Source organism: Pauljensenia sp. C0170B5 (genome assembly GCF_056590195.1).
This window is the reverse complement of the sequence record NZ_JBWPVR010000004.1, coordinates 12,706-24,733: the sequence shown is the minus strand read 5'-3', so window position 1 is coordinate 24,733 and position 12,028 is coordinate 12,706. Positions and strand designations below refer to the sequence as shown.

9 protein-coding genes are annotated in these 12,028 nt (G+C 58.3%); 3 read left to right on the top strand and 6 right to left on the bottom strand.

What is annotated here, in order from left to right; genetic code table 11:
• Positions 1 to 57: 57 nt before the first annotated feature.
• Positions 58 to 1,314, bottom strand: a complete 1,257-nt coding sequence (locus AC1EJZ_RS06545) for an adenylate/guanylate cyclase domain-containing protein (protein WP_480294315.1) — start codon at positions 1,312 to 1,314, stop codon at positions 58 to 60.
• A gap of 268 nt (positions 1,315 to 1,582) precedes the next feature.
• On the opposite strand from AC1EJZ_RS06545, the gene AC1EJZ_RS06540 reads away from it, so the two are divergent.
• Both AC1EJZ_RS06540 and dapD read left to right on the top strand, forming a co-directional pair.
• Positions 1,583 to 2,416, top strand: a complete 834-nt coding sequence (locus tag AC1EJZ_RS06540; RefSeq protein WP_480294313.1) for a Maf family protein — start codon at positions 1,583 to 1,585, stop codon at positions 2,414 to 2,416.
• Positions 2,417 to 2,615: 199 nt separating this feature from the next.
• Entirely contained in the window at positions 2,616 to 3,638 is a 1,023-nt protein-coding gene (gene dapD / locus AC1EJZ_RS06535; RefSeq protein ID WP_257525482.1) for a 2,3,4,5-tetrahydropyridine-2,6-dicarboxylate N-succinyltransferase, read from the top strand.
• Between the two features lie 612 nt (positions 3,639 to 4,250).
• On the opposite strand, the gene AC1EJZ_RS06530 is transcribed toward dapD, so the two are convergent.
• From AC1EJZ_RS06530 to fdxA, 3 genes are all read right to left on the bottom strand, one after another.
• Positions 4,251 to 5,609 (bottom strand): citrate synthase, encoded by a 1,359-nt coding sequence (locus tag AC1EJZ_RS06530; RefSeq protein ID WP_480294312.1) that lies wholly within the window; start codon positions 5,607 to 5,609, stop codon positions 4,251 to 4,253.
• A 136-nt stretch (positions 5,610 to 5,745) separates the two neighbouring features.
• Positions 5,746 to 6,924, bottom strand: coding sequence for a succinyldiaminopimelate transaminase (dapC, locus tag AC1EJZ_RS06525; RefSeq protein ID WP_480294311.1), 1,179 nt, complete (start codon positions 6,922 to 6,924; stop codon positions 5,746 to 5,748).
• Positions 6,925 to 7,014: 90 nt separating this feature from the next.
• Positions 7,015 to 7,353, bottom strand: coding sequence for a ferredoxin (fdxA, locus tag AC1EJZ_RS06520; protein ID WP_070726287.1), 339 nt, complete (start codon positions 7,351 to 7,353; stop codon positions 7,015 to 7,017).
• 306 nt (positions 7,354 to 7,659) lie between these two features.
• On the opposite strand from fdxA, the gene AC1EJZ_RS06515 reads away from it, so the two are divergent.
• Positions 7,660 to 7,845 carry a putative acetyltransferase gene (locus tag AC1EJZ_RS06515; protein WP_058237840.1) on the top strand — a complete coding sequence of 62 codons (186 nt, stop codon included), beginning with the start codon at positions 7,660 to 7,662 and terminating at the stop codon, positions 7,843 to 7,845.
• A gap of 79 nt (positions 7,846 to 7,924) precedes the next feature.
• Here the strand turns inward: AC1EJZ_RS06515 and typA are convergent, their stop codons facing one another.
• A complete protein-coding gene (typA, locus tag AC1EJZ_RS06510; protein ID WP_480294309.1) occupies positions 7,925 to 9,844 on the bottom strand; it encodes a translational GTPase TypA in 1,920 nt (639 codons plus the stop codon).
• A 339-nt stretch (positions 9,845 to 10,183) separates the two neighbouring features.
• Positions 10,184 to 11,749: a hypothetical protein gene (locus AC1EJZ_RS06505; protein ID WP_480294308.1), complete on the bottom strand. Its 1,566-nt coding sequence runs from the start codon at positions 11,747 to 11,749 to the stop codon at positions 10,184 to 10,186.
• Between the last annotated feature and the right edge of the window lie 279 nt (positions 11,750 to 12,028).

The window sequence follows — 12,028 nt, the reverse complement described above, 5'->3', positions numbered from 1 at the left end:
GCGCAGCTTAAAACAGACGCTGTAACTGACGCGGCGCTCTCCCCTCGTCCACCACCGTTATTCGTATTGACGCGAGAGCAGGTACGGAGAGACGAGGCCGAAGCCGCGAAGTTCTGTGCTGGGGAAGGTTTCGATCGCATAGCCTTTGCCGCCTTTACCTGCGGAAACTGCCGCGGCGGTAGTCGGGTCAGTCAGGATTCGCCCGACCGGCGCGATATCCACCAGACGAGACGCGAGGTTCACCGGCGGTCCAAATACATCACCTGAACGGGAGAACACGTCACCCCGTACGAAGGAGGCGCGAACCGGCAAAATGTCATCATCGGCGTTAAGGCGCTCAATCAAGGAGGTCACCACATTCAGTCCGGTGGGCAAATCGTCAGCAATGAAGAACACGGCGTCACCAATCATCTTGACGACTCTGCCGCCTGCTTGAGTCACAGCGATTCGGCTCGCGTCCTCAAAACGTTGGATCAGGCCAACTAGCTTGCCGCCTAGGATGGTCGAGGAGGCCGTGTATGAGACCATGTCGACAAAACCGAGGGATCGGTTCAGCGGGAATCGACGCTTGGCTGATTCGTGCCCGCGCTGCGAGACTTCATGGTCGACTCGATCCAGGAGCGAGTGCAGCTGTCGCTGCCAGGAGTAGACGAGGGTCTCGCCCAGCAGGTCGACGTACTGGCGCATCTGGTCGAGTGTGACGAGGCGGGCCGCTGTATCATCAAGCCTCAGGCGGCGGACAGAATCTTCCACGAACGCTTCCACCTGCCACAACGCCAGGCGGTCGGTGATGTGGGAGTGGGCTCGGAGCAAAGACTGTGCGGTGGATCGGTCGACACTTCCATCGGCGACGAGCTGAGTCCACTTGGCGTAAATTTCCTGGTCACGGTGGGTGAAGAGCGGCGATTCGGGGTCGGCGTCCGGGAAGCCCATCGTCGTCCAGAAATCATTCACGTCGTCAACGGTTCCGCCAACCGCGTTGGCAAGGTCTTCAACGGTCAGATGCGGGATTTCGCCTAGCAATTGTTCCTCGTACTCGCGTATCGTGGCTCCCGCCCCGCGGCTCACTCCCGCCTGCACGCTTCCCCGTTCTTCCCCCGCTTGCGCCGAGTGGTCGCGTGCAAGCGACTGCTCGTGATGCATAGAAGATGGCGAGCCCGGCTGCGCGGACGGTTGATCGTCTTCTGAGGGCACAACTGAACTGGCCGGACGTGAGGGCGGGTGCTCAGAAGTTCTGCTCGACGAAGCATCACTGTGACCGTCTCGCTGATCATTGTTCCTGTCGTTAATGTCAGCTTCGCACTGTCCAGTCACGCACCATTCCTCCCTTCCGTACTCGCATCCTTCTGCACCAGTATTCTGCATCGCGCAGCGTAAGCCGTAGCGTTATCTCTTCGCCTGACACACTTGTGAAAGTAGCGTTCGTATCGCCCCAACGCGGAAATTTTCCGCGATTGGCATGCCACCTGCATGAATGCAACCTTCCATAGCATAGCGCCTTATGTGTCGATCGTCACGTTCCCCGTTATCCGCGAGTGGTCGCGTGCACGCGACCACTCGTCGAAGTGACACACTAGGCGGTATGCATCTAGTTTTGGCTTCCCGTTCGCCGGCGCGCCGCGCGACGCTCCTATCAGCAGGAATCACACCGATTGTCATGGTGTCAGATGTTGATGAGAACGAAGTTCTCCGACGGCTCAAAGAAGCCTTCTCTTCGTCAAGTGACCCTGCACACGAAGACCCATCGCCTGCCGACCAAGTTCTCGCTTTGGCTCAGGCAAAATGCCTCGCGGTGGCAGACAGGCTGGCCTGCGTTTCCCTCGACAATACGGCCGTCGACGAGGTTCGTGCCGAAGATCGCACACACGAAGACCTTATCGTCGTGGGCTGCGACTCCATGTTCGAACTGGATGGCGTCATGTATGGAAAGCCGCATAACCGCCTGACTGCCATCGAACGCATCAGGTCGATGCAAGGACGCAGCGGCACGTTGTGGACAGGGCACTACGTCGCCCTCCTAACAGCGCAAAGCCACAATTCGATTGACGAAGAGAGTGCCTCTCCCCTTGCTGGCGTGAAGCCGTCCCGTGCCCCCGAACCCGCCGCTAACACGCCCAAGTCGACGGACGTGGCCTATCAAGTTGCGCGAACGGCCGGGCGTTCAGCTTCCACAACCGTATATTTCGGCTCAATGACCGACGAAGAAATCAAAGCGTACGTTGACTCGGGTGAGCCGCTTGAGGTGGCGGGCTCATTCACGATCGATGGTCTTGGAGGGGCATTCGTCCGGGGCGTCGAGGGGGATCCCCACTCCGTTGTTGGTATCTCGTTGCCGCTCCTTCGGTCGATGCTGGCTGAGCTGGACGTATTCTGGCCCGACTTATGGGATCAGCACAACAGGCCCAACGGGCACTGACACCCATTCAAACCATTCGACGATCTCACAATATGGGAAAACCTGATCGCGTTTCAATCCTCTTGTGTGCCGAGTGGTCGCTTGCAAGCGACCACTCGGCACATGCCTCGTCGACTATCGCACCCACCTGCGAGCCGCCTGCAGCCCTCCCCCTCGCCAAAGTCCTTCCGGGAAATGCCAAGCACCGTAAACTGAGACCATGACTGAGGACACAACTGAGACCCACAATATGAACGCATGGGGAATTGGGCTGGCAACAGTTGCCGACGATGGTCACACACTGGACGTGTGGTACCCGCACCCCCATTTGGGCGAACGTTCTAACTCGGCCCCAGACGCCGAGCTCTTCGATATGCTCTCCGAACTGGAACGACGCGATGAGGCTCGCGGAGTGCACACACAGGTTGTCACATGCACCGCCGACCTAGAGGATCGCCCTCAATCCACCGCCGATGCCTACCTTCGCCTGCATCTTTTGTCCCACCGGCTCGTCAAGCCCAACACGATCAACCTCGACGGCATTTTCTCGCGCCTCCCTTCAGTTGTGTGGACGTCGGCAGGCCCGTGTCCGATCGATGACTTCGAAGGAACTCGCCTTCGCCTGCGCCAACACCTCGGCCGTCCTGTCACCGTAACCGGCGTGGATAAGTTCCCCCCGATGGTGAACTACGTCGTGCCAGATGGAGTCAGGATCGCTGACGGTGCGAAAGTTCGCCTGGGTGCCTACCTGTCGAAGGGCACAACAGTCATGCATGCCGCGTTCGTGAACTTCAATGCGGGCACGCTGGGCCGCAGCCTGATCGAAGGCCGTATCTCGCGCGGCGTTGTCATCGGTGATGGATCCGACGTAGGCGGCGGAGCTTCGACCATTGGCGCTCTGAGCGGTAGCGGCGACGACCAGGTCCGCCTGGGCAAACGCTGTCTGCTGGGCGCAAACTCCGGCTTGGGCATTCCGCTGGGTGATGACTGCGTGATCGAAGCCGGACTGTTCCTGACAGCCGATACCCAGGTGGCGCTCATGCCTGGAGGCGGCGTCATTCCGGGCGCGAACGGTCTTTTCGCAGAACCGCGAACAGTGGAGGCTCGTGAACTTGCCGGAGCCTCGAATGTTCTCTTCAAGCGCTCCGTGTCCGGCAGAGTTGAAGCCCACGCGCGCGGAGGCCGCTCAATCGAGTGGAATGACCCGCAGCAGCATCATCGTGAAAACCACGAGGACGACTAGCCGAGCCGCATACTTGAGCTCTCCCCCACCGTTAGGTCTTTGAATGGAGGTCAGCCTCCTCGTGACGTGATCGTGATGCTGGGTGCAGCGACGCGTGGCGGCACGTCCGGGTGCTAATAAGCCGGAAGCCGCATCGCATTTGAGCGTCACGTGGAGATAGCGGGGTAACGTCATGTTCCTCGCTCCCAGCAAATAGGACCTCCGAGATCAGTCATTTCCTAGTGGGCCAGCCAGCTTCTAGGTGCCTGGCTATTGCAGGGGTGCTGGGCGCTGCTTATGCCCGTGGTTGATACTGCACGAGGGTGGCTCACGCTATCCACAATTTCGTCATTTTTCTCATATTTTCTGTGGATTACTGCACCTTTTCAGTAAGGTCACACCCTGTAGCGCACCCAAACTTAATTGTCAAATTGGCGTCTTTCCAACGATTTCCGGGACTGCGCCGACTGGTTCCACACAGTCCACAGTTTTATCCACAGTCCTCGCGTCCAGTCGCCCGCAACTAGGCCACACAGACCGAAACGCGGAAGGAGAAGTCCCCCAGCCCTCAACAAGATCTCGCGAGTGGTCGCGTGCAAGCGACCACTCGCGAAAAAACAAAAACTGCGCGGACTAGCTACGCTGGCGTAACGGCACGTAGTCGCGTTCAACCTCACCAATGTAGACCTGACGGGGCCGACCGATCTTCGTTGCCGGGTCCTCCGTCATCTCCTTGTACTGCGCAATCCAGCCGGGAAGACGCCCCAGTGCGAACAGCGGTGTGAACATCTTGGTTGGGAAGCCCATCGCCGAGTAAATCAGGCCAGTGTAGAAGTCAACATTGGGGTACAACTTGCGTTCCTTGAAGTAATCGTCATTCAAGGCAATATCCTCGAGCTCCATCGCGACATCCAGCATCTCATCGCGTTTGCCCAGACGAGACAGCACATCGTGAGCCGTTTCTTTTACGATGGCCGCCCTCGGATCGTAATTCTTGTACACACGATGGCCGAAGCCCATCAAGCGCACGCCCTCTTCCTTGTTTTTAACCTTCTCAACGTAGGACTGAACTGATTCGCCCGATTCGATGATCTGGTTGAGCATCTTCAGCACGGCTTCGTTGGCACCGCCGTGAAGCGGACCTGCCAGCGCGCCAATTCCCGCTGCCACTGATGCATACAGGTTGGCTTGCGAGGAGCCGACGAGGCGGACGGTGGACGCCGAGCAGTTCTGCTCATGATCGGCGTGCAAAATGAACAATGTGTCGAGAGCATGCACCAGCGCCGGATCAATGTCATAGGACTGGTACGGCATGCCGAACGTCATGCGGATGAAATCCTCGGTGTAGGAACGTTGAGCATCTGGGTACAGCAGTGGCAGGCCGGCGGCTCGCTTCGCGATGTAGCTGATCATGGTGGGAAGCTTCGCCAGCAGCAATACGAGCGCCACGTTGAGTTGCTCGGGGTCGCGCGGATCCAGCGTGTCCTCGTAATAGGTGGCGAAACCGGCGACACCTGCCTGGAGGATCGCCATCGGGTGCCCGCGGTGCGGGAATGCTGTAAAGAACGCCTTGAAATTCTCGTGAAGCAGGCGGTGACGCTGGATACGACGGATGAACAGCTCAAGTGTCTGCGCGTCGGGAAGTTCACCATAAATCAGCAGGTAGGCAACCTCGAGGAAGGAGGAATGCTTCGCGAGCTGTTCAATGGGGTATCCACGATAACGCAGGATTCCTTTCGCGCCGTCAATAAACGTGATGGCAGACTCGCACGATCCGGTGTTGACGAAGCCGGGGTCCAACGTCACAACGTCAGTGTCTGAAAGCATTTTCGTGATGCGTACGCCATCAGAGCCGGCGGTCGCATGGACGCGTTCAAGCGGCAGCGTCTTGTCACTAATAGTCAGGCAGCCGTCCGGTTTAGCTTCGGCGTCATGTGGCTTTGACGAGGACGGGGCTGCTTTCGTTGACTGATCGGAAGCTTCAGTGCTCATCGGTATGTACTACCTCCTCAAACAGGCGCGACTACATCGACGCATGGGCTTATAGTCCTACTTTAATACCCCCGAGGTCAGCTCGCGCAGGGATCTCACATCCAGTAGCGCAGCCCCATCCTCCTCGCATTGGATCTTAGCGACTATTCGCGCTCGCAAACCCGTCAGAAATGAGGCGGCGGGCCGCAGTTTGGATGCGTTCGTCGGTTGCGGTCAGGGAGACTCGTACGAAGTTGGTTGAGCGTTCTCCGTAGAAGTCGCCTGGTGCCACGATCATTCCACGCTCGGCAAACCAGCCGACAAGGTCCCAGCCGTTCATGCGTCCACTCGGATCGCTCACCCATAAGTAGAGACCTGCTGCCGAGTGCGGGTCGACGCACAGCCCCGCGTCCTCAAGGGCACGCTTCAAAATGGTGCGGCGAGCTCCATACAGGGCGCGCTGGTGCTCAACGTGGTCGGTGTCCGTGAGTGCGACAGCCATCGCGTGCTGTATGGGCGCGGGGAGGATCATTCCGGTGTGGCGTCGCACGGTGAGAACTCGAGAGATCAGGTCGCGATCCCCTGCCATCAGTGCGGCTCTGTAGCCAGCCATGTTGGACTGTTTCGACAGGGAGTACAGGACTATGATTCCGGTTGGGTCACCGTCGCAAATGTCGCGATCAAGCAAGGATGGGACACCCTCGGAAGTAAAAGGAGCCTGCCAAGGCAAGGCGGCGTAGCACTCATCCGAGACCACTATCGCACCCTTCTCTCTCGCCCATTGGACGCTTGCATGCGACTTCTCGCGAGTGAGGACGTGCCCAGTGGGGTTCGACGGCGAGTTCACCCAGACGAGGGATGCGTCAGGCCACGTGTCGACGCGCTCTGGATCCACGCGGATGCATCGCGCACGGATGAGGCGGGCGCTGATGTCATATGTAGGGTAGGAAACTTCCGGCACAAGGATGGTGTCATCGCTAGTCAACCCCAGTTCGAACGGCAGCCATGCGACCGCTTCCTTCGACCCGATCGTCGGAATGACGGCCGCCGATTGTGCAGTTGCCTCCCGTGGGGATTGGAGAGGAACCATACCTCGCTTCGATGCCCACAGAGCCATTGCCTCCTGGAGTTCCAGCGTGCCTTCAACCCGAGGATATCCAGCAGCACTAGTGGAATTGGCGAGGGCGTCCTGGATGATCGTGGGTGTGGGGTCGACCGGTGTGCCGATCGAAAGGTCACACACGCCACCGGGATGCTCCGCGGCGCGTGCGCGCGCCGGTTCCAGACTGTCCCAGGGAAAGTCAGGCAAATTCAAGGGACAGAGCAGAGCATTCATACAAGTCTCCAGCAAATAAGTGGCGAGTGGTCGCTTGCACGCGACCACTCGCCAATATAGTCATCACAGCGATGCACTGATGGGTCTGCCTCAGTTTTGGGACAGGTACTCCTCGTTTTGAGGCGGAAGACCCTGAATCATCTCATCGTCGAATTCTTGTGCTCCGACACGCTGCGCGCCGCCTGGCGAGCCGAGATCTTTGAAGAAGTCGACATTCGCGCGGTAATAATCCGACCATTCTTCCGGAAGGTCATCCTCGTAAAAAATGGCCTCGGTCGGGCACACAGGTTCGCATGCCCCGCAATCAACACATTCATCAGGATGAATGTACAGCGATCGTTTCCCCTCGTAAATGCAGTCCACAGGGCATTCATCCACGCAAGCACGGTCTTTGACGTCCACGCAAGGTTGCGCGATGACATACGTCATGAGATCCCTCCCTCTTCTCAACGCGACGTGCACTCGAGGCCATCACATATCCCACGGGACTGCCGGCTCATCGCACAGCTCGACGCGTTGACTATATTAGTGCCACTATTATCACTCATATGCGACAGCATTCAGGCTGCGACCACCATTTGCGCGTGGACTCTCAGCGATTTCTCCTGTAAAGACGCCACTTAGTCGCAGTGGCGCCCAATCAATCAAAGAAAGCTCATGTACTCAGAAAACACGTCACAACCTGCCAATAGGGCTCAACACGGCTTTCCTAAACAACCGCCTGAGCTTCCTTGGATGAGATGGGCAGTTGGCACTCGGGTCGTGGTGAGGTATCGCGAAGGCGAAGGCTTTCGCGATGCTCTGGGGACTTTACTGGAAGTTGCGCCCGACCACGTTACTATCGAGGCGCGGCGGGGAATCGTTCGTGTCGAAGCGGACACGATGGTGACCGGAAAAGTCGTCCCTCCTGCGCGCTGGTAGCAGGGCACGAAAAGGCAACCATCCCTGAAATTTCGCCGAGTGGTCGCTTGCACGCGTCTACTCGGCGAAAAAACCTAGACTACTTATCTTTACGACGTTGACGCGCTGCGATCTTAAAACGCTCCTGCGAATCCAACACGACCTTACGAATACGAATCGCCTCAGGCGTGACCTCAACGCATTCATCATTAGACGCGAACTCAAGCGACTCTTCCAGCGTCAGTTTTCGCGACGGAGTCAACGTTTCATACACATCAGCGGTGGCCGAACGCGTATTCGTCTGCTTCTTCTCACGCGTGATATTGACGTCCATATCCTCGTTACGGGGATTCTCCCCTACAACCTGACCTTCATAAACCTCTGACCCCGGCTCAATAATGAACGATGCGCGCTCCTGCAGGTTGGTCATCGCGTAAGGCGTTGCCTGCCCTGCACGGTCAGCAACCAAGGAGCCGGTCAGCCGCTGCTCAATCGTCCCCTGCCACGGAGCGTATCCCTCCGAAATTGACGAGGCGATTCCCGTTCCACGAGTTTCAGTCAAGAAACGCGCACGGAAGCCAATCAGCCCGCGGGCAGGGATCGTGAACTGGAGGCGGATCCAACCACTCCCGTGATTAGCCATCGAGTTCATGCGGCCTTTACGCTGAGCCATCAGCTGGGTCACCGCGCCCAGATACTCCTCAGGAATGTCGATGGTCATCTGCTCCATCGGCTCGTGAACTTTACCGTCAATTTCCTTGGTCACAACCTGTGGTTTACCGACAGTAAGCTCAAACCCTTCACGCCTCATCTGTTCGACGAGGATTGCGAGCGCAAGCTCGCCTCGTCCCTGAACTTCCCACGCATCGGGTCGAGAAGTCGGCAAAACCCGCAACGACACGTTACCCACCAGTTCACGATCGAGACGGTCCTTAACCTGGCGAGCAGTCACTTTCGCACCCTTGACACGCCCAGCCAGCGGCGAGGTGTTGATTCCCACGGTCATGGAAATCGCGGGGTCATCCACCTTGATCAAGGGAAGTGGACGAGGATCGTCGAGGTCGACCAGCGACTCACCGATCGTAATATCGTCGACGCCGGCAATTGCAACGATCTCGCCGGGGCCAGCCTCTTCAGCAGGCACGCGCTCCAAACCTTCTGTGCGTAGTAGCTCCGTGACGCGAACAGACTTGATGGTGCCGTCATGACGGGCGAGCCCGACGTTCTGTCCCTTTTTCAGGGTGCCGTTGTGCATGCGCAGCAACGCCAGACGCCCTAGGAAAGGAGAGGCATCGAGGTTGGTGACATGGGCTTGTAGAGGAGCCCCCTCGTCGTAACTGGGACCGGGAATACGTTGCAAGACGGTTTCAAAGAGTGGCTCGAGGTCTTCTTCCGGAAGCTTGCCGTCGCCGGGATTCGTCAATGAGGAGACGCCTGCTTTAGCTGATGCGTAAATCACGGGCACGTCCAGCAATGCATCAACATCCGCTTCCACGCCTTCGTTCATGAGGTCTTCAGCCAAGGACAACAGAAGGTCAGTGGTTTCCGAGACGACCTCTTCAATGCGCGAATCGGGGCGGTCTACTTTGTTGACAACAATGACGACCCGCAGTTGAGCTTCGAGGGCTTTGCGCAGGACGAAGCGTGTTTGCGGCAGCGGACCTTCAGAGGCATCGACGAGGAGGACGACGCCGTCGACCATGGACAGCCCGCGTTCAACCTCGCCGCCAAAGTCGGCGTGACCTGGGGTGTCGATGACGTTGATGGTCACGCCTTCGGTCAGACCGAGTTTTTGCGCAGCGGGCCCGCGGTAGTGCACAGCGGTGTTCTTGGCGAGGATCGTGATGCCTTTTTCACGCTCAAGATCACCCGAGTCCATGACGCGTTCGCCGGTCTTTTCCACCGAATCATGTTCGGAGAAGGCTCCTGATTGCCAGAGCATTGCGTCGACAAGCGTGGTCTTCCCGTGATCCACGTGGGCGACGATAGCGACGTTACGAATGTCCTGACGCACAGGCATTGCCTGCCTCCTTTATGGCGACGATCGAAGAAAATGCGCCGAGTGGACCCGTGCAAGCGACCACTCGGCAATAAACGTCTGGGGTTGCCAGTTGAGTGTAGGGGTCGATTCCTCTTCACGCAGCTGTGCACACGAAATACCAGATTAATCACTCATCGGCGTCTCCGATAGAGACGAGCATGCGAAATCGAACACTTTACGACACGCAATGTGTTCCGTTTCATCCTGGAACTGCGGCTCTTATCGATCACGACGTCTCATCGTGTACTTGTTCTCATCCCCTAAGGTCGAAGCGGCTTGGTCAGCATCGCGACGTTTCGGCCGCCTCTCGGTCTAGGGTCAGCACACCGCCGCCACTTGCCAGCTATGGCTCACCGACTCGTCCCGCGTCCACGCATTTCGACGCCGATCAAAAAGCGCCTTCTTCCACGAGCGCCGCATGGGAATGGAAGCCGAATGGCCTAACAGCTGGGCAATCCTTCTTTCGAGATACGGCGTCTCGCCGCGAAGATCTTTACGACGAACCACGAGGATAGTCCACCCAGCCTCTTCAAGAACCTGGATCCGCCAGCGGTCATGTTCGGCTTGTGGACCAGTTTCCGGATGGAACTCCTCGCCAAAATATTCGACACCTATCTTCACCGCTGCGTTTTTTAACCCGCTTGAGATCTCACCAGTAGCCCCTCCGGGCACATGGTGCGCGCCCTCGCTCCGCACCCCTGTCGAGTCCGCCCTCGACCGTCCGAGGCTGCATATTTGCAGCTTCGAGCGCCCACCATCTTGTGCAGGCAGGCACCATCCCAGATCGATTCGGAACGAGCCTTTATCGCTGACATGCCCTCCACGCAAGTTGGTGCTGTTCTGCGGGCAAACGAGGGACTCTTCGCTGTCCGTCACCGAGTCCCGCGCCTCACTCATGCTCCTACTTTTCGCGATTCGGCCTTGCTGTGTGGCGCTGACACGCACAGGGATTTGAAGAATTGGACGGGGAAGGCCTGCTTCACGTAAACGCAGACGAAGGGCAGTTTCCTGAACTGATTCGGATCTGATGTCGGCATTGTTAATCGCAGCACGTAAAATCCGTACACCTCGCCTGCCAGCCCTCGCCTGCGCGGCCTCTACCAGCTCGTCCACTGTTACGAGTCCCTGGCGCAAAAAGCCTTCAATCCACGCTGTCGCGAGGTCAATCGTCGCCCCCATCGCAACATCGCACACTGTGCGCAAAGCGCTCGTGACGCGCATGCCCTCCATGCTCACGATTTCGCATTCATCAACTTCCATAACTCTGCATGCAACACCAGGTCGGCGTACTGCGCGACTGCCGGCCGGGCGAAGCACACAGATCCGAAAGGCGTCATCAGCCTCATGGCTATCCCGCACACTAACCCCATACATTAAAGCGGCGGTTTCACCGGCAAAAACAGCATCATCAGGCAAAATCGCCGCGACCGCATGCATCATTTCGCCGTCGAATAGCCGGCGCGATACATACCATCCGCGCGCCAGGTGAACAATGTGTCCAGAGCGGCACGCGCTCTCAATTTGTGAGGTTTCCACTCCAGCCCGCCGCAGTTCATATGTCGATGTCACGACGCGCGAGCCAACCATTTCACGATCGGCACACATGACCGAGGGAGGCTGCGTCACTCCGCCGAGTTCTTTAAGGTCTGTCTGCCACTGCTCGAGGGTGCGCGAGCGGAAACGCAAAACTGGTGAACCACGCGAGGCAGCAAAGCGCTCGCAGTGCGTCAAGGTTCGGATCCCCTCGCGAATGGGCCTCGTAGCAGATGAGCCCGAGTTCTCGCCGTGGGTATCGCCACGCGCCTCTTTCGACTCCGTGGGGATCGTGACTGTGCCATTGCGACGGAGTTCTGGCTCGCTGTTTACGCCCTTCCTAGTGGTCATGGCAGCCACTGTGCAGTACGACGCGGCCACCTGGCAGTGGCCGTCACCGAGTTGTGGACGTGGCCCCCACGGGTGAAAGTAGTGTGGATAAGACCATAGCCAGCCACATGCCTGTGGATACTGCTCATCCACGCACGCGGCACCTCCCCAGAATTACTGATTCACCAACTCCGCCCCCTCCCTCGCACCGCTTCGGGCTCCTGTAGTTCACGGTGAAGACAACAGCGCATCAGCCTCCCTCGCCAATGCCCCACCGAATGGCGCACAGCCCGAATGATG